General features: G+C 62.6%; 16 protein-coding genes. 9 read left to right on the plus strand and 7 right to left on the minus strand.

The genetic code is table 11. The features are described 5' to 3' along the window. The first annotated feature begins 117 nt into the window (after window positions 1–117). Entirely contained in the window at window positions 118–372 is a 255-nt protein-coding gene (locus RTP54_RS14085; protein ID WP_112811843.1) for a YMGG-like glycine zipper-containing protein, read from the plus strand. A 177-nt stretch (window positions 373–549) separates the two neighbouring features. Here the strand turns inward: RTP54_RS14085 and RTP54_RS14090 are convergent, their stop codons facing one another. The 6 genes from RTP54_RS14090 to RTP54_RS14115 form a co-directional block, all read right to left on the minus strand. Further along, window positions 550–1,869 carry a glucoamylase family protein gene (locus RTP54_RS14090; RefSeq protein WP_312363558.1) on the minus strand — a complete coding sequence of 440 codons (1,320 nt, stop codon included), beginning with the start codon at window positions 1,867–1,869 and terminating at the stop codon, window positions 550–552. A gap of 116 nt (window positions 1,870–1,985) precedes the next feature. Beyond that, window positions 1,986–4,448, minus strand: a complete 2,463-nt coding sequence (locus RTP54_RS14095) for a phosphoketolase family protein (protein ID WP_312363559.1) — start codon at window positions 4,446–4,448, stop codon at window positions 1,986–1,988. A gap of 158 nt (window positions 4,449–4,606) precedes the next feature. After that, window positions 4,607–5,272 carry a CBS domain-containing protein gene (locus tag RTP54_RS14100; protein WP_312364403.1) on the minus strand — a complete coding sequence of 222 codons (666 nt, stop codon included), beginning with the start codon at window positions 5,270–5,272 and terminating at the stop codon, window positions 4,607–4,609. 346 nt (window positions 5,273–5,618) lie between these two features. Further along, on the minus strand, window positions 5,619–5,969 hold the full coding sequence (locus tag RTP54_RS14105; protein WP_312363560.1) for a ribbon-helix-helix domain-containing protein: 351 nt from the start codon (window positions 5,967–5,969) through the stop codon (window positions 5,619–5,621). 23 nt (window positions 5,970–5,992) lie between these two features. Then, window positions 5,993–6,589 carry a DJ-1/PfpI family protein gene (locus tag RTP54_RS14110; RefSeq protein WP_312363562.1) on the minus strand — a complete coding sequence of 199 codons (597 nt, stop codon included), beginning with the start codon at window positions 6,587–6,589 and terminating at the stop codon, window positions 5,993–5,995. Between the two features lie 107 nt (window positions 6,590–6,696). After that, window positions 6,697–7,614: a hydrogen peroxide-inducible genes activator gene (locus RTP54_RS14115; protein ID WP_312363564.1), complete on the minus strand. Its 918-nt coding sequence runs from the start codon at window positions 7,612–7,614 to the stop codon at window positions 6,697–6,699. 169 nt (window positions 7,615–7,783) lie between these two features. On the opposite strand from RTP54_RS14115, the gene katG reads away from it, so the two are divergent. Then, window positions 7,784–9,958 carry a catalase/peroxidase HPI gene (gene katG / locus RTP54_RS14120; protein ID WP_312363566.1) on the plus strand — a complete coding sequence of 725 codons (2,175 nt, stop codon included), beginning with the start codon at window positions 7,784–7,786 and terminating at the stop codon, window positions 9,956–9,958. A gap of 99 nt (window positions 9,959–10,057) precedes the next feature. Here the strand turns inward: katG and RTP54_RS14125 are convergent, their stop codons facing one another. Next, window positions 10,058–10,234 carry a hypothetical protein gene (locus tag RTP54_RS14125; RefSeq protein ID WP_312363568.1) on the minus strand — a complete coding sequence of 59 codons (177 nt, stop codon included), beginning with the start codon at window positions 10,232–10,234 and terminating at the stop codon, window positions 10,058–10,060. Window positions 10,235–10,455: 221 nt separating this feature from the next. On the opposite strand from RTP54_RS14125, the gene RTP54_RS14130 reads away from it, so the two are divergent. The 7 genes from RTP54_RS14130 (at window position 10,456) to RTP54_RS14160 (ending at window position 17,291) form a co-directional block, all read left to right on the plus strand. Beyond that, window positions 10,456–11,457: a LacI family DNA-binding transcriptional regulator gene (locus tag RTP54_RS14130; RefSeq protein WP_312363569.1), complete on the plus strand. Its 1,002-nt coding sequence runs from the start codon at window positions 10,456–10,458 to the stop codon at window positions 11,455–11,457. Window positions 11,458–11,625: 168 nt separating this feature from the next. After that, window positions 11,626–12,660, plus strand: a complete 1,035-nt coding sequence (locus tag RTP54_RS14135; RefSeq protein WP_312363571.1) for a sterol desaturase family protein — start codon at window positions 11,626–11,628, stop codon at window positions 12,658–12,660. A gap of 8 nt (window positions 12,661–12,668) precedes the next feature. Continuing rightward, complete coding sequence (locus tag RTP54_RS14140) at window positions 12,669–12,980, plus strand: MocE family 2Fe-2S type ferredoxin (protein ID WP_112811856.1); 312 nt, start codon at window positions 12,669–12,671, stop codon at window positions 12,978–12,980. A gap of 75 nt (window positions 12,981–13,055) precedes the next feature. Next, window positions 13,056–14,000, plus strand: a complete 945-nt coding sequence (locus RTP54_RS14145; RefSeq protein WP_312363573.1) for a substrate-binding domain-containing protein — start codon at window positions 13,056–13,058, stop codon at window positions 13,998–14,000. 55 nt (window positions 14,001–14,055) lie between these two features. Continuing rightward, window positions 14,056–15,261, plus strand: a complete 1,206-nt coding sequence (locus tag RTP54_RS14150; RefSeq protein WP_312363575.1) for an FAD-dependent oxidoreductase — start codon at window positions 14,056–14,058, stop codon at window positions 15,259–15,261. Between the two features lie 36 nt (window positions 15,262–15,297). Next, window positions 15,298–16,146, plus strand: a complete 849-nt coding sequence (locus RTP54_RS14155) for a sugar phosphate isomerase/epimerase (RefSeq protein WP_312363577.1) — start codon at window positions 15,298–15,300, stop codon at window positions 16,144–16,146. 17 nt (window positions 16,147–16,163) lie between these two features. After that, entirely contained in the window at window positions 16,164–17,291 is a 1,128-nt protein-coding gene (locus RTP54_RS14160; RefSeq protein ID WP_312361687.1) for an S-(hydroxymethyl)glutathione dehydrogenase/class III alcohol dehydrogenase, read from the plus strand. Window positions 17,292–17,326: the final 35 nt, after the last annotated feature.

Below are 17,326 nucleotides of genomic sequence, written 5' to 3' on the forward strand. Positions count from 1 at the left end.
GCTAAGCCACTTCAATCGTTGCTATCGACAATTGCGGGCGTTGCGTAGATGCTGGATTTCGTGCCGAGGATGCAAACCTGAAATGCCAAGATTGATTTCGAGCAAAGGGGTTAGAGCATGAGAAAGCTTATCATTGCGGTTGGATTGATTGGTACCCTGGCTTCCTGCACGCAGACGGAGCGGGGGACGGCGATTGGCGCAGGAACCGGCGCGATCATCGGTGGTGTCGTGAGCGATAGCTGGGGCGGCGCGGCGATCGGCGCCGTCGCGGGCGGCATCATGGGCAACCTTATCGGCCGCTCCCGTGAGCGCGAAGGCTATTGCATCTATCGTGATCGGTATGGCCGCCGCTTCGAAGCCCGCTGCCGATAGCGGCAACACAAGGAACCGAAGGCGCCGGTGGGCATCTGAAACGTTTCGTGAAGCGTAAGCGGCAGGATATTTCGGCCGTCATGTTTGGCGGTGGCCTTGCCACCCATCATGACGGACGGAATGCGCCCGTTCGCCCGCCAGAGACCGGCGGTGCCCGGCGCGTCTTTGTGAGTGGGCTCATAGCCAACCGCCGGTGAACCCGGCTTTTCTCAGGCCGGTGACGAGCGGCGGGCATCGGCGCATGATGTTCCACAACAGGCCCGTCCGGTAGTTCTCGATCATCAGGACCACGGGGCCCTGGTCGATCCCGAAGTGATAGGGGCTGACCCACCACCCGGTGTCGTTTCCTTCCACGACATAGGTTTGATTGAAGGACGGCCTGAAGCCGTAAAGCCGCGTCATGCCGAGGTCCATGCGAGCGAAATTCCAGATGGTCGGGATGACGATCTCCGGCGCGAAGGGCAGTGACGCCACGACGGCCCAGGGAGATACGGTTCCGTCGTCGGGACCGAAGGGCGCCCCGCGGGCGGAATAGTCGAAAAAGTGGCGCTCGAGGCCACCGATGGTGCGACTGTCCCATCCGGGGCCGTCGCAGGCCGTAAATCCCCAGCAGTGCTCGCCGTACCCGACGAAGTTCTGCGGATTGTGGATGGCGTATTGCTGCTGGACGAAGGTGGCATGCCGGCTGTTTTGAAAATAGTCGCTGTTGTGCTCGCGCATGAAAGCGTCCGTAATGCCGCGAAAATCGATCCACATGTGCGACAGCTGGTGCGTGAACAGCGGCCCCGAATAGAGCAGTTCGCGGCCATAGAGGTTTCGCCACTCGTAGCTTTCCGTATAGGCGGCATAGGATTCGGAAGGCAAAGGGTAGGTCGGCGAGCCGAGGCCGAGGATGTAAAGGAGCAGACCTTCGTCATAGCCGCGCCAGCGATAGGGAATGAAGCCATTCTCCGGGCGCCAGCCATGGGTCAGGGTCAGCCCATGATCCCGTGCCCAGTTCCAGTCGGCTCGCTCGTAGAGCGCGTTGGCCAGGCGACGAATATCGGCCTCCTCGTCTGTGCCGGCATCGAAATAGGTCGCAACCGTCAGTGCACCGGCGAACAGGAAGGCGGAGTCGATCGTCGACAGCTCGCATTCCCAAGTGCGCCGGCCGGTTTCGATGTCGAGGAAATGATAGAAGAAACCCTTGTAGCCGGAAGCGTCGGGCTCTGGTCCTTGCGGGCACTCCAGAAGAAATTGCAGCCGGCGACGCGCAATCTTTGCGGCAAACTTCCGAATGACGATGCCGCGCTCGACGAGCACCGGGATCGTGGCGAGCGCCATGCCGATCGCAGCGATGCTCGTCGGCGCATCTGCCTGGGTCTTGTCGCGCACGAGGCCGTTGTCCGGATTGGTGCAATGGAGATAGTAGAGCAGCGTCGTGAACTGCAGCCGAGCGAGATCCTGTTCGCTCGGCATCCGGTTCAGTTCTGGGTCCGTCGACAGCAGATCCGACATCCTATCCAACCCTGAGACGGTCACCTCGATCTTGCCCGTTGTCCCGAAGCACCATCATGGGGCCGGTGGCGCCGCGCCCACGCCCGCCGACTAACCAGACGATCCGTCGATCCGGACTATACGTTGTCACCTTCGGTCGACGTCGTTGCTTTTGCCCGTCCCGACGCCTTCACGCCCCATTTCCAGCCGGTGATCGACGGCATGTCGTCGCCATGCTTTTCGATGTACTCGCGGTGCTCGAACAGCTTGGCCTGAATGGCCTGCTTGAAATAGGCGGCCCGAGCACCGAGCTGCGGCAGGCGGTCAATGACGTCGCTGACAAGATGGAAGCGGTCGAGTTCATTGAGCACGACCATGTCGAACGGTGTCGTTGTCGTGCCTTCCTCCTTGTAGCCGCGCACATGCAGGTTGCCGTGGTTGGTCCGGCGATAGGTCAGCCTGTGGATCAGCCACGGATAACCGTGGAACGCAAATATGATCGGTTTGTCGCGGGTGAAGATGCCGTCGAAATCCCGATCGGAAAGCCCATGGGGGTGCTCTTCCGCCGGCTGCAGCTTCATCAAGTTGACGACATTGACGACGCGCACCTTCACGTCCGGCAGGTGCTCGCGCAGCAATTGCACCGCCGCCAATGTTTCGAGCGTCGGCACGTCGCCGCAGCAGGCCATCACGACATCCGGCTCGCTGCCCCTGTCGTTGCTCGCCCAATCCCAAATGCTGACGCCCATGGCGCAATGGCGCACGGCTTCCTCCATCGTCAGCCATTGCGGCCCAGGCTGTTTTCCGGCCACGACGACGTTGATGTAATTGCGGCTGCGCAGGCAATGATCCGTCACCGAAAGCAGCGTGTTGGCATCCGGCGGCAGATAGACGCGCACGACTTCCGCCTTCTTGTTGACCACGTGATCGATGAACCCCGGATCCTGGTGGCTGAACCCGTTGTGGTCCTGCCGCCAGACGTGCGAGCTCAGGAAGTAGTTCAACGACGCGATGGGCCGGCGCCACGGGATCTCGTTGCAGACCTTCAGCCACTTGGCATGCTGGTTGAACATGGAATCGATGATGTGGATGAAGGCCTCGTAGCAGGAGAAGAAACCATGTCGTCCGGTCAGCAGGTATCCTTCGAGCCAGCCCTGGCACTGGTGCTCGCTGAGCACCTCCATGATGCGTCCATCCGGAGAGAGGTGATCGTCCTCGGGGTAGATCTCGGCCATGTAGCAGCGGTTGGTGACTTCGAGTACGTCCTGCCAGCGGTTGGAATTGTTTTCGTCGGGGCTGAACAGGCGGAAGTTGCGGCTGTCCATGTTGGCCTTCATCACGTCGCGCAGGAATGTGCCCATGACGCGCGCGGCCTCCACCGTGGTTGCGCCCGGGTGCGGAACGTCGACGCCATAGTCGCGGAAGGCAGGCATCTTCAGATCGCGCAATAGCAGGCCGCCATTGGCATGGGGGTTGTCGCTCATCCGGCGGTGACCGGAGGGGGCAAGGGCGGCCAGCTCCGGTTTCAGTCGCCCCTCCTCGGTGAAGAGCTCCTGCGGCCGGTAGCTCTTCATCCACTGCTCCAGGATGCGGATGTGCTCCGGCTTGTCCATCTCGCCCATCGGCACCTGATGCGATCGCCAGTAGCCCTCGCATTTCTTGCCGTCGATTTCTTCCGGGCAGGTCCACCCCTTCGGCGTGCGGAAGACGATCATCGGCCAGGCGGGTCGTTTCAAATTCCCCCGCTTGCGTGCATCATCCCAGATCTGCCGGATCTCGGCCATGGCGGTGTCGAGCACGCCTGCCAGCTGCTGGTGCACGCTTGCCGGGTCGTCGCCTTCGACAAAATGCGGCTTGTAGCCCATGCCCTCGAAGAATTTCTGCAGTTCATCATGCGGGATCCGGGCGAGGAAGCACGGGTTGGCGATCTTGTAGCCGTTCAGATGCAGGATCGGCAGCACGCAGCCATCGCGCGCCGGGTTAAGGAACTTGTTGCTTTGCCAACCCGTCGCCAGCGGACCGGTCTCGGCTTCGCCGTCGCCGACGACACAGGCAACCACGAGGTCTGGATTGTCGAAGGCCGCGCCATAGGCATGGCTCAGCGCATAGCCGAGCTCGCCGCCTTCATGCAGGCTGCCCGGCGTTTCCGGCGCCACATGGCTCGGAATGCCGCCGGGAAAGCTGAACTGCTTGAACAGCCGCTGCAACCCGTCCGAATCCTCGCTGACATTGGGATAGAACTCGCTGTAGGTTCCTTCGAGATAGGCATGGGCGACGAGGGACGGTCCACCATGCCCCGGTCCGATCACATAGATCATGTTGAGGTCGTCGCGCTTGATCAGCCGGTTGAGATGCACATAGAGCATGTTGAGACCGGGCGAAGTGCCCCAGTGACCGAGCAGTCGGGGCTTTATGTGCTCGCGCTTCAGCGGCTTTCGCAGAAGTGGGTTGTCGAGCAGATAGATCTGACCGACCGAGAGATAGTTCGATGCCCGCCAATAGGCATCCATCAGGCGAAGTTCCTCTGAAGACAACGGGGCTGCCGATTGCGACTTTCCGGATGCGGTCTTCCCTTTCGAAGCTGTATCAGCAGAAATCATCGAAGCCTCCCGATCAATGAGATGTGTTGAAATCCATTGGGCTTGCCGCCAGGCAAGCCGGTGAAACGCCATGACGAGCCGCCGTCATCGTCCTTTGCATTCCATGCTCCTCGCGTTTGCATGAGTTTGAAGACGCTGTTTGCGGTCTGTGGGATCGGCTATCGCGGATGCGGATCGGGGAAATGTTCCACCACGGCCCGGACGCCGTGGACGTTCTCGGCAAGGATGCGCGCGGCTCTGCGGCAGTCGGCCGTCTCGACGTTTCCCCAGAGGTGTACGATGCCATCGGCGACGTCGACACTCACATCCAGAGCTTCAAGGCCGGTGTTCTCTCCCAGACGAATAAGAATGCTGCGTCGGATCGCTTCGTCCCCGGTGGCGGTTTCATCCGGTTTTGCCGACAGGATCGCCTGCAACAGGTCGGCGCGGCTGACGATACCGACCAGCGTGCCGTCTCGAAGAACGGGAATGCGCTTGATGCCACGCTCCTGCATGAGCGCCGCGGCGCGCGCGACAGACAAATTCTCGTCAATGGTCAAGGGATTGGCCGTCATGGCATCACCGACGCGCCAGGAGGATCGCTTCAGATAGGCGTTAGCCCTGTCTTCGGCGGCAACTGCCGCGTCGACCATCGGCGCGGCGCCGCCAAGTTCGGTGCGACGGATCAGATCGCCTTCGCTGATGAGGCCGACCAGGTGGCCCTGGTCATTGACGACGGGCAGACCGCTGACGTGGTTGTCGAGCATGACCCTGGCCGCCTGCCTGACGCTGTTGTCAGGGGAAATATTGACGATTTCAGTCGTCATCACATCTTTGACAAGCATCGCTCTAGCTCCGGTGAGAGGCATACCGTCATGAGCGTGGCGGATGTTAAACCTGTTGCCGCGGTTCGACAACCGCTCTGCAACATACGGCTGTTGCATCCGGGTGCGCTCAGCCCCAAGGCGTGCCGAGGCAGCCGGGACCGTGCCGGGTGTGCGTGTGCCGAGCATTTGGATGTCACGGTCGGCCTGTTGCGCGGTCGCTTCGGCATCGTGCGCCGGTGCGTTCCGCAGGCGGTCTCTCGGGGGCCAGGCGATCCAGCCGCGCCCTCATCCCGTGCGCCGGGCGGGCGGTCAATCCAGACGTGGCCGCGCGCCACCTTTCAGATCGGCGCGGCCAGGTCCTGTCTCAATGATATTTCTCTCGCTCGCGAACAAGGATCGTCGACGCGTTCAACCCGGCAATCGGTTGGTCGACATCCCGCGGAATGTCGCCCGCCAGTTGCAGATCGAGATACCGGGCGCAGCAGACCCTCAGGAAAGATGTGAAGTTCCCAAGGTCATGTCCGGCATCGATCGACTCGTGATGCAGCCTGGTGATCAGCTGCGTGACGTTCATGCGGTCCCGGCGCGCGATTTCCTCGAGCTTGGACCAGAAGAAGTTTTCCAGCCGGACACTCGTCACCATGCCATCGATGCGCAGAGAGCGCGTGGTGCTCTCCCAGAGCCTTGCGTCGGCCTTTATGAACAGTTCGCACATCCGGACCTCCCTTGCCCAATTCCTCAGGCGGCGTCCGTTTGTAGCAGCGCGGATGCGTCAAGCACAGCCATGAACTGGCGCAGCCACGCGGGATGTGCCGGCCAGGCCGGCGCTGTAACGAGGTTACCGTCCGCAACCGCATCGTCGATGGCGATATCCGCGTAGATGCCGCCGGCAAGTTCGACCTCCGGCCGGCAGGCGGGATAGGCAGAGCATGCGCGGCCCTTCAGGACGCCCGCGGCAGTCAGAAGCTGCGCGCCGTGGCAGATGGCCGCCACCGGTTTGCCGGTCTCGAAGAAATGCCGCACGGCCTTGAGGACATCGGGGTTGAGGCGCAGGTATTCGGGTGCGCGACCGCCCGGAATGACCAATGCGTCATAGTCCTCGGCGCGGATGCTGGCGAAGGTGGCATTGAGCGCGAAGTTGTGGCCGCGCTTTTCAGAATAGGTCTGGTCGCCTTCGAAGTCGTGAATGGCGGTTGCGATGGTTTCTCCGGCTTTCTTGCCGGGGCAGACGGCATGCACGGTGTAGCCGCAGGCGAGCAGCGTCTGAAACGGCACCATCGTCTCGTAGTCTTCGGTGAAGTCACCGGTGATCATCAGAATTTTCGAAGCTGGCATGTGTTTCCTCCCAGAACCAATGGAAGGAGCTTAGCAATGTCGGCCGGGCAGCGGGTACTAACGGAATACTACAGGGCAAATTCATTGCAACGCGCAGCGGTTGCCGCTCACGTGGCGCCGGTCATCTGCTTCTGCCTGCTCAGGCCGGCTTCGCGCACGATGTCGGCGATCCGCGCGAATTGCGCCGAAAGCGGATTGGTCTTGCGCCAAACCATGCCGATCGTCCGGGTGGGGCGGCGGCCGGCAAGCCGGGACACGCCGACGGAAGATGACCGCGTCTCTGTCTCGATGGCCATCTCGGGGATCAGCGTCACGCCGATGCCCGCGCCCACCATCTGCACCAGGGTTGAAAGCGAACTGCCCTCCATCACGTCGCGGGTCGCCGCGGCCGTGATGTTGCAGACGGACAGGGCCTGGTCGCGAAAGCAATGCCCTTCTTCCAGAAGGAGCAGGCGCATCTCGTGAAGCCGTTCGGACGCCGGCACCGGCTTTTCCGCATCCTCCAGCGGGCGCACCAGAACGAACTCTTCCTCAAAGAGCGGGACTTCTTCCAACGCGGGTTCGGAAACCGGCAGAGCGACGATCGCGATATCCAGTTTCGCCTCTGCAAGGTCCTCGATCAATCGTCCCGTGATCGCTTCGCGCGGTCGCGGATCGAGCCCGGGATAGACCTGCGCCAGCGACTTGATGATGGTTGGCAGCAGATAGGGGGCAACCGTCGGGATGATGCCAAGGCGAAGCCGGCCGGCCAGCGGCCCCTGGGCGGCCCGCCCGAGGTCCTCCAATTCGTCAACGGCGCGCAGGATCGCGCGGGCTCGGCCAACGAACTCCTCGCCGAGCGTGGTCAGCCGTATGCTGCGCCCGCCTCTTTCCACCAGTGGCGCGCCGAGCAGCTCCTCCAGCTCTCTGATCTGCACGGACAGGGCGGGTTGCGAGATGGCGCAGCTTTCCGCGGCACGGCCGAAATGGCCGATCCGGGCAAGGGCGTCGAAGTAGCGGAGGTGTTTCATTGTCAGGCCATTCATAACCTGAGCATATCGCAGCCTTTAGAATATACAATTGGAGTTTATGGAATCGGCTTGTTACTCATGGGTCACTTGGAAGACGCCTTGCGGCGGCGCTGACCCTATGAGGCGTGCCCGCGCGGTGCTTCCGGTGTCCGTAGATTGAAGAAAATCCGTTGGAGGACCAAAAATGGATACGAAAACAACCCCGGCCGGCAAATGTCCGGTCATGCACGGTGGTGCCACGTCTCTCGGCAACTCCGTCGTGGAATGGTGGCCCAACGCGCTCAACCTCGACATCCTGCACCAGCACGACAGCAAGACCAATCCGCTGGGACAGGGCTTCAACTACCGCGAAGAACTCAAGAAGCTCGACGTCGAGGCGCTGAAGGCGGACCTTCGCGCTCTGATGAACGACAGCCAGGAATGGTGGCCGGCGGACTGGGGCAGCTATGTCGGCATGATGGCACGCGTCACCTGGCATGCGGCCGGCTCCTATCGTGCCGCCGACGGTCGCGGCGGTGCCAACACCGGCAACCAGCGCTTCGCGCCGCTCAATTCCTGGCCTGACAACGTCAACACCGACAAGGGCCGTCGCCTGCTTTGGCCGATCAAGAAGAAGTACGGCAACAAGATCTCCTGGGCCGACCTGATCGCTCTCGCCGGCACCATGGCCTACGACGTCGCGGGCCTGAAGACCTTCGGCTTTGCCTTCGGCCGCGAGGATATCTGGGCGCCGGAAAAGGACGTGTACTGGGGTGACGAGAAGCAGTGGCTCGCACCGAGCGATGGCCGCTATGGTGACGTCTCCAAGCCGGAAACACTGGAAAATCCGCTCGCCGCCGTGCAGATGGGCCTCATCTACGTCAACCCCGAAGGCGTGAACGGCAAGTCCGATCCTCTGGCGACCGCCGCGCAGATGCGCGAGACCTTCGCACGCATGGGCATGGACGACGAGGAAACCGTGGCACTCACCGCCGGTGGCCATACCATCGGCAAGTCGCACGGCAACGGCAACCCCAGCGACCTCAGCCCCGATCCGGAAGCCGCAGGGCCGGAATTCCAGGGTCTCGGCTGGGTGAACACCAAGGGACGCGGCATCGGCCGCAACACGGTCGTCTCGGGTATCGAAGGCGCCTGGACCGCCGAGCCGACGAAGTGGGACAACGGCTTCTTCGAAATGCTGTTCAAGCATGAATGGACGCTGACACACAGCCCGGCCGGTGCCTCGCAATGGGCGCCGATCACCATCGCCGAGGAAGACAAGCCCGTCGACGTCGAGGATCCCACGATCCGCACCATCCCGATGATGACCGATGCCGACATGGCGCTGAAGGTGGACCCGATCTACCGCGAAATTTCGCTGCGGTTCCGCAACGATTTCGAGGCGTTCTCCGATGCCTTCGCCCGCGCTTGGTTCAAGCTGACGCACCGCGACATGGGTCCGAAGTCCCGTTATCTCGGCCCCGATGTCCCGGCCGAAGATCTCGTCTGGCAGGATCCGATCCCGGCCGGCCGCAAGGACTATGATATCGGTGGCGTGAAGGCCAAGATCGCGGCATCGGGTCTTTCTGTCTCCGATCTGGTTGCCACGGCCTGGGACAGCGCCCGCACCTTCCGCGGTTCGGATTTCCGCGGCGGCGCGAACGGCGCCCGCATCCGCCTTGCGCCGCAGAAGGACTGGGAAGGCAATGAGCCGGCGCGCCTGGCCCGTGTCCTTTCCGTTCTGGAGCCGATCGCCCAGGCATCGGGCGCAAGCCTTGCCGACGTCATCGTGCTGGCCGGCAACTACGGCGTCGAGCAGGCGGCGAAGGCTGCAGGCTTCGATATCGCCGTGCCCTTTGCTGCTGGTCGTGGTGATGCGACCGCCGAGCAGACCGATGCGGACGGCTTCGCTCCGCTCGAGCCGCTCGCGGACGGTTTCCGCAACTGGAAGAAGAAGGACTATGTCGTGAGCGCCGAGGAGCTTCTGCTCGATCGCGCCCAGCTCATGGGCCTGACCGCGCCGGAAATGACGGCACTTGTCGGTGGTCTGCGCGTTATCGGCACGAACCATGGGGGGACGGCGCATGGCGTGTTCACCAGCCATGTCGGCGCACTGACGACGGACTTCTTCGCCACGCTGACCGACATGCGCTACTCGTGGGTTCCGACCGGCAGCAACCTCTACGAAATCCGCGATCGCAAGACCGGCGAGTCCAAGTACACGGCGACGCGCGTCGACCTCGTCTTCGGCTCGAATTCGGTTCTGCGCGCCTATGCGGAGGTCTATGCCCAGGATGACAACAAGGAGAAGTTCGTCAGGGACTTCGTTGCTGCCTGGACCAAGGTCATGAACGCCGATCGCTTCGATCTGGTGGCCTGATCTCAACGGCTTCGCCAACTTCGCCTTCCCCCGTCAATCGGGGGGAGGCTTTCTGACCCTAAGCCCCTGACGACAGTTCATCCAGACGCATGTGGGATATCAGGGGCGACTTGTCGACTTCTTCGCCGGCGCCTTTTCCTTGGCGCTGCTTCCCGCTGGCATCTTTCCGGCCGATTCCCGCGCGTGGGCCTCCGGCCCCGCGACGATCGTTCCGGGTTTGGTGCTGTCCCGCTGCTTGCCCTGCTTCGATTTGTTCGCTTCAGCCTCGTTGGCCATGGCTGTGGTGCCTCCGTTGAACGACGCAAGACTTAACGGCATCGCCGGCCGATGGTTCCGTAGCGCCGGAAAAAGCGCCAATGTCTCCTCACTCGACAATCATACGCGAGCGCCTGCTGCCTCTGTCCGTTTTGTGTTGATCGCCACATTGGGGCTTGACGTCGATGCGACGAGGGAAGGACACCTGAGACGCGTCGGACGATGGGCGAGGGGACCGGACCGTGAGCAAGCCGAACTATAGTGATATCGCCCGCCTTGCCGGTGTGGGCACGGCGACCGTCGAGCGCGTCCTCAACGGGCGCGGCGGCGTCCGGGCTGAACTGGTCGAAAAGGTTGTGATCGCCGCCCGTTCGTTGAACTATCCCCGGTTGCCGGCCGAAACCCATCGTGGCTTGCTACGGATCGAGGTGTTGATGGTGCGCCCGGAAACGACGTTCTACAGGCGGCTTTCCAGGGCATTCGAGAGGATTTCCGAGACGCTCGATCCGCTGGTCGTCGTCCACCGCACCTTCGTCGACGAGATGAAACCTGCGGAGATCGCAAAGCGGATCCTGTCCACCGACGGAGCACGTGTCGGCCTGATCCTGGCGGTGCCGAGCAATCCAGCGATCAGCGCGGCGGTGGAGACGATTGTCGGGCGGGGCCTTCCCGTCGTCCACGTGGTCACCCGCGCCTCGGAAACCAAGGGCGAGTTCGTCGGCATCGACAACTACGCGGCCGGACGGACGGCGGCGCACTTCATCGATCGCATGAGCCGGACTGGCGGCCCGGTCGTTGCGCTCTGCCATCCGGTCTACCAGGTCCATCGCGAGCGCATCCGCGGCTTCTCCGATTATCTCGGCGACCGGCCAGGCCCTCTCGCCTTCGAGTGGCTGGGGTTCACCCGGGACGACGAACTCTACAGTGCCGAGACGCTCGCCAACGCGCTCGAGATGTATCCCGATCTTGTCGGGCTCTATAATGCCGGCGGCGGGAACGCCGCGCTCATCGACGTGTTGCGCCGCCATCGGCGCGGCCGGGATCTGGTGTTCGTTGGGCATGAGTTGACCGACTATACCCGCGCTGCCCTCAAGGAGGGGATCATGGACGTGGTGCTGGACCAGGCGCCCGAGGCGCAGGCGCAGCGCGCGCTCGACATCGTCCTGCGTCGTATCGGCCTGACGACGATCGAAACCGATCGTGCCCCCATCCGCTTCATCACCATCACGCCGGAAGGGCTTTGATCTAATCTGATCAAAGCAGCTTTCGCCGTTCAGCGTACCTCCTGCTAGATTCTTATCAAGACGGAGGCCGGCTTTCCGAGAGGAGGGGGGCCGGATCGCGGCGCCCCGGGCGCGCGCCTCCGATCGCCAGCTTGCGCGGGCACGTGCCGCCCGCCGGAGGAGAGCGTGATGGACGACCTGAAGTATGGAACGCGCAACAAGCGCGGGGACTGGGCCCCGAATGAGCCGATCGAAACCGCGCCGCTATTTTCCTTTCCGCCGAGACTGCTGGCGCTTGTGAAGTGGTTGCCGCACTACTTCTTTCCCTGGAACGCGATCTTCGCCGCTTCGGCTGTGGCCTACTGGGCCTGGGTAATCCCGCCGATGGCGACGATGCAAAGCTTGGCCATCGGATGGATCGCCTGGCTTTATGCCGTCAATGCCATCTGCGTCCTCTTGTTTTACGGCGCCTTCGAACTGCAGCTCTACGTCCTGAAGCGCCAGGAAAACCGCTTCAAGTACAATGGCAAATTCCCCGCCGATCAGAAGAGCAAGGCCTTCTGGTTCGAAAGCCAGAACGTCGACAACATCCTGCGCACGTTCCTGTCAGGCGTGACGATCTGGACGGCGATCGAGGTGATGATGCTGTGGGCATACGCCAATGGCTATGCGCCCTGGCTGACTTTTGCGGACAATCCTTGGACGCTGGCGCTCGTCGCACTCGCCGTTCCGGTGATCCATGAATTTCACTTCTTCTGCGTGCACAGGCTGATCCACACACCGTTTCTCTACAAGTGGGTCCATTCCGTCCACCACAACTCGGTCAATCCGTCTCCGTGGTCGTCGCTTTCGATGCACCCCATCGAGCACCTGCTCTATTTCGCAACAGCCTTCTACCATCTTGTCCTGCCATCCAACCCGATCATCATGCTCTATCAGCTGCACTATGCCGGTTTCGGAGCGATCCCGGGGCATGTGGGCTTCGACAAGGTCGAGGTCGGCGAAGACAGGCTGGTCGATAGCCATGCCTATGCGCACTACCTGCACCACAAGTATTTCGAGGTGAATTATGGCGACGCGCTGATCCCGCTCGATCGCTGGTTCGGTACCTGGCACGACGGTTCGCCCGAAGGCGAAGCGCGGATGCAGGAGCGCTATCGCAAGCGCAAGGAAAAGCTCGCAGCCCGCAAGACAAGCAACACGATCGGGGAGGCCGCCGAATGAGCGATCTTATGACCTGGGTTTCCGCCTGCAAACTCGACGACATCGAACAGGAAGGCGCGCTGCGCTTCGACCATTCCGGCCGTACTTACGCGATCTACCGAGGCCCGGATGATAGCGTCTACTGCACGGCTGGCCTGTGCACCCATGAGGCGATCCATCTCGCCGACGGCCTCGTCATCGACTTCGAAGTGGAATGTCCCAAGCATTCCGGCGCCTTCGATTATCGCACCGGCGAAGCGCTTCGGCTGCCCGCCTGCGAGAACCTCAGGACCTATCCGACTGAAGTGATCGACGGAGAGGTGCGCGTCGCCCTCGACTAGAGGCGCCGCGACTGAACAGGCCCGTTGGGCCTCCGGAATGCGATCGGGTGATCCGGCACCCATTGGGAGGATGAGATGAAACATGTGTGCCTGGCGGCCGTACTGGCCGCCTTGATGGGAAGTGCTGCGTCGGCGGAGACGATCGGCGTCTCCATGCAGAGCTTCGACAACAACTTCCAGACCCTGCTTCGCCAGGGGCTCGACGCCAGAGCCGCCGAGGTCAGCGGCGTCAGCCTGCAGATCGAGGACGCACAGACCGACATTTCCAAGCAACGCAGCCAGGTGGACAATTTCATCGCGTCGGGCGTCGACGCGATCATCATGACGCTGGCCGACACGTCGGCCGCGCCCGGCATCAGCCAGGCGGCCGAAAAGGCCGGCATTCCGCTCGTCTATCTCAATCTCCAGCCTGACAACGTCGACAAGCTGCCGGCAAAACAGGCCTATGTCGGCTCGAAGGAAACGGATTCCGGCAGGCTGGGGGCCGAGGCTGCCTGCGAACTGCTGAAAGCCAAGGGAAAAGCGAGCGACGCCCAGGTCTATATCCTGATGGGCGACCTTGCGCATCAGGCGTCTCGGGATCGCACATCGTCGGTGAAAGAGACGCTGGCGGCGGGCGATTGCAAGGGTGTGACGATTGCCGACGAACAGTCGGCGGCCTGGACGCGCACGACCGCGATGGACCTGACCACGAACTGGATCACCGCCGGTCGACCCATCGATGTCATCTTCGCCAACAATGACGAGATGGCGATCGGCGCCATCCAGGCGCTGAAGGCGGCCGGCATTTCGATGGACGACGTGATCATCGTCGGTATCGATGCGACCCAGGACGCGCTGGCGGCGATGGCTGCGGGCGATCTCGACGTGACGGTGTTCCAGAATGCCAAGGGCCAATCGGCAAGTGCCGTGGATGCGGCCGCCGCGCTGGCGCAGGGCAAGAGCATCGAGAAGGCCGTCTGGGTTCCCTTCGAACTCGTCACCCCGAAGAACATGGCCGAATACGCCCACCAGAACTGACCAACGCACGACCGGCGCAGCCTTCGCGCCGGTCCATTTTCTGAGGGAGATCGACATGGGCGGTATCGTCATTATCGGCGCCGGCGAATGCGGCACGCGGGCTGCCTTTGCGCTGCGCGAAGCCGGGTTTTCGGGGACTGTCACGCTTGTCGGTTCGGAGCCGCATGTTCCCTATGAACGTCCGCCGTTATCGAAGCCCGTCGACGGTGCGGTTCAGTTGAAAGCGATCTGCAGCGCGCAAGCGCTTGAGGCGTCCCGCGTCGATTATCTGCAGGGTGTGTCGGCGTCGCGGCTCGATGCGCAAGAGCGCACCGTGACCCTCGGCGACGGGCGCACCTTACCTTACGAAAAGCTGCTGCTGGCGACCGGCGCGCGCACGCGACCTCTCACCTGTCCGGGCGCACAATACGCGCTTTCCTTCCGCACCTATGCGGATGCGGCTGCAATCTTTTCCCGTGCCGGCGATGGCCGGCGCGTCGCGATCATCGGCGGCGGTCTGATCGGCATGGAACTGGCCGCAGTCCTGCGCAGCAAGGGTGTTGCCGTCAGCATCATCGAAGCGGCCCCGGCGCCGCTCGGGCGCGCCGTTCCCGCACGTTTCGCCGCAAGGCTTCACGCGAGACACAGAGGTGAGGGCGTGCAGTTTCACCTTGGGCAGGGCGTCGCTGAAATCACCGACTGCGCCGTGCATCTGGCCGACGGCACGGTCGTGCCGGCCGAGCTTGTCGTTGCGGCAATCGGGGTGCAGCCGGACGTCGCGCTGGCCGAACAGGCGGGTCTTTCGATCGGCAATGGGGTTCTGGTCGACGATCTTCTTCGCACCAGCGCTGCCGACATTTTCGCCGCCGGCGATTGCGCGGCGGTTCGCCAGCCGGGCGGCGGGCATCTGCGGTTCGAGAGTTGGCGCAATGCGCGCAGCCAGGCTGAAACGGCCGCCCGCAACATGGCGGGCGGCACCGAGGCGTTCCTGGCCGTGCCCTGGTTCTGGTCCGACCAGTACGAGTTGGGTTTGCAGGTTGCAGGCTTGCCCGCCCCCACTCATCAGACCGTCTTGCGCGGCCGCGACGACGGCGAGGTGGAATTCTACCTCGAGGACGGGCAGCTTGTTGCCGCAGCGGGGCTGGGCATCGGCAACGCGGTCGCCAAGGATATCAAGCTGGCCGAGATGTTGATCGCGGCCGGTGTCCGTGTCGATGCGGCAGCGTTGGCAGACCCGGATTTCAATCTGAAAACACTTCTGAAAAGCGCCCGGGCGGCGTGAACAATCCGGCCAGCGTGTCAGTCTATCGGGGAAGCCATGCAATCTCTTCTGGTGTTTCAGTCCCTTTGGGCGATGGAGCTGCGCAGCAAGCATAGCCCGGAATTCACCCTCGCACAGAATGTCGAGCGCATCGCCGAAGCGGGCTTCGACGGCGTCAGCGCCCACTGGCACGATCGATCCTATGTGAAACACCTGCACGCGCTTTTGAGCGAGCGCGGCCTTCAAGCGGAAGGTCAGTGTTTTCCAAGGACGATCGACGACCTGAAACCCGTCCTCGACAATGCGTGCGAATTCGGCGTCCATCATATCTGCCTGCAGCCGGATGTGCGTCTGCGCCGAATTGAAGACTGCCTGCCGTTGCTCGAAGGCTGGCACCGGCTCGGCGAGGAAGCCAATATACCGGTCTTCATCGAGACCCATCGCGATCGGATGACCACCGACCTGTTCTTTACTCTGGATCTGCTCGACCGGATGCCGGAGCTGAGGTTGCTTGGAGATCTGTCGCACTATCTGGTCGGGCGTGAATTTTCGTGGCCGATCTCAGATGAAGATCACCGGCTGATGGAGGCGATCCTCGACAGTTCCTGGGCATTCCACGGGCGCGTGGCGTCCCGCGAGCAGGTTCAGATCGAGATCTCCTTCCCGCATCATCGCCCCTGGGTCGATCTTTTCCTGAGGTGGTGGGAGTTCGGTTTTCGCAATTGGCAGAAGCGGGCAGGGGCGAACGATAGCCTCGCCTTCGTTTGCGAGTTGGGCCCGAAGCCCTATGCGATCACCGACCGCTACGGCGAAGACACCACCGACCGCTGGGCGGAAGCGCTGACGCTGAAACAACATGCGCGCGACCTGTGGTCGAAGCTTTCTACAGAACACCATCCCACCTAACCACCGGAGACTTATTCATGGATGTACGCGCCGCCGTTGCCGTTCAGGCAGGCAAGCCGCTGGAAGTGATGACCGTTCAGCTCGAAGGCCCGCGGGCCGGCGAGGTGCTGATCGAGGTCAAGGCGACCGGCATCTGCCACACCGACGATTTCACGCTGTCGGGTGCCGATCCCGAAGGCCTGTTCCCGGCGATCCTCGGCCATGAGGGTGCCGGTATCGTCGTCGATGTCGGCCCAGGCGTCACGTCGGTGAAGAAGGGCGATCATGTCATTCCGCTCTACACGCCGGAATGCCGCTCCTGCCCGTCGTGCCTGTCGCGCAAGACGAACCTGTGCACCGCGATCCGCTCGACGCAAGGGCAAGGCCTGATGCCGGATGGCACCTCGCGCTTCTCGATCGGCAAGGACAAGATCCATCACTACATGGGCTGCTCCACCTTCGCCAATTACACGGTTCTGCCGGAGATCGCGGTTGCTAAGGTCAATCCGGACGCGCCGTTCGACAAGATCTGCTACATCGGCTGTGGCGTCACCACCGGCATCGGCGCCGTCATCAACACGGCCAAGGTCGAGATGGGTGCAACGGCGATCGTCTTCGGTCTCGGCGGCATCGGCCTCAACGTCATCCAGGGCCTGCGGCTTGCCGGCGCCGACATGATCATCGGCGTCGATCTCAACAACGACAAGAAGGCCTGGGGCGAACGCTTCGGCATGACCCATTTCGTCAACCCGAAGGAAGTCGGCGACGATATCGTGGCTTACCTCGTCAACATGACGAAGCGTGGCGCCGACCAGATCGGCGGGGCCGACTACACCTTCGACTGCACGGGCAACACCAAGGTGATGCGCCAGGCGCTCGAAGCCTCGCATCGCGGCTGGGGCAAGTCTGTCGTCATCGGCGTTGCCGGCGCCGGCCAGGAGATCTCGACCCGTCCGTTCCAGCTTGTCACCGGCCGCAGCTGGATGGGCACGGCCTTCGGCGGCGCGCGTGGCCGCACCGACGTGCCGAAGATCGTCGACTGGTACATGGAGGGCAAGATCGAGATCGATCCGATGATCACCCACACCATGCCGCTCGAAGACATCAACAAGGGTTTCGAGTTGATGCATTCGGGTGAAAGCATCCGCTCGGTCGTTCTCTATTGATGCGGTGAAGGCAATCAAATCCCGAGGCTTGCGGG

The organism is Ensifer sp., from assembly GCF_031989085.1.
Lineage (GTDB): Bacteria > Pseudomonadota > Alphaproteobacteria > Rhizobiales > Rhizobiaceae > Ensifer.

What these genes read in the sequence shown, in the direction of transcription:
- RTP54_RS14085 (WP_112811843.1), top strand. Translation starts at nt 118, where the DNA reads ATGAGAAAGCTTATCATTGCGGTTGGATTGATTGGTACCCTGGCTTCC.
- RTP54_RS14090 (WP_312363558.1), bottom strand. Translation starts at nt 1,869, where the DNA reads ATGTCGGATCTGCTGTCGACGGACCCAGAACTGAACCGGATGCCGAGC.
- RTP54_RS14095 (WP_312363559.1), bottom strand. Translation starts at nt 4,448, where the DNA reads ATGATTTCTGCTGATACAGCTTCGAAAGGGAAGACCGCATCCGGAAAG.
- RTP54_RS14100 (WP_312364403.1), bottom strand. Translation starts at nt 5,272, where the DNA reads ATGCTTGTCAAAGATGTGATGACGACTGAAATCGTCAATATTTCCCCT.
- RTP54_RS14105 (WP_312363560.1), bottom strand. Translation starts at nt 5,969, where the DNA reads ATGTGCGAACTGTTCATAAAGGCCGACGCAAGGCTCTGGGAGAGCACC.
- RTP54_RS14110 (WP_312363562.1), bottom strand. Translation starts at nt 6,589, where the DNA reads ATGCCAGCTTCGAAAATTCTGATGATCACCGGTGACTTCACCGAAGAC.
- RTP54_RS14115 (WP_312363564.1), bottom strand. Translation starts at nt 7,614, where the DNA reads ATGAATGGCCTGACAATGAAACACCTCCGCTACTTCGACGCCCTTGCC.
- katG (WP_312363566.1), top strand. Translation starts at nt 7,784, where the DNA reads ATGGATACGAAAACAACCCCGGCCGGCAAATGTCCGGTCATGCACGGT.
- RTP54_RS14125 (WP_312363568.1), bottom strand. Translation starts at nt 10,234, where the DNA reads ATGGCCAACGAGGCTGAAGCGAACAAATCGAAGCAGGGCAAGCAGCGG.
- RTP54_RS14135 (WP_312363571.1), top strand. Translation starts at nt 11,626, where the DNA reads ATGGACGACCTGAAGTATGGAACGCGCAACAAGCGCGGGGACTGGGCC.
- RTP54_RS14140 (WP_112811856.1), top strand. Translation starts at nt 12,669, where the DNA reads ATGACCTGGGTTTCCGCCTGCAAACTCGACGACATCGAACAGGAAGGC.
- RTP54_RS14145 (WP_312363573.1), top strand. Translation starts at nt 13,056, where the DNA reads ATGAAACATGTGTGCCTGGCGGCCGTACTGGCCGCCTTGATGGGAAGT.
- RTP54_RS14150 (WP_312363575.1), top strand. Translation starts at nt 14,056, where the DNA reads ATGGGCGGTATCGTCATTATCGGCGCCGGCGAATGCGGCACGCGGGCT.
- RTP54_RS14155 (WP_312363577.1), top strand. Translation starts at nt 15,298, where the DNA reads ATGCAATCTCTTCTGGTGTTTCAGTCCCTTTGGGCGATGGAGCTGCGC.
- RTP54_RS14160 (WP_312361687.1), top strand. Translation starts at nt 16,164, where the DNA reads ATGGATGTACGCGCCGCCGTTGCCGTTCAGGCAGGCAAGCCGCTGGAA.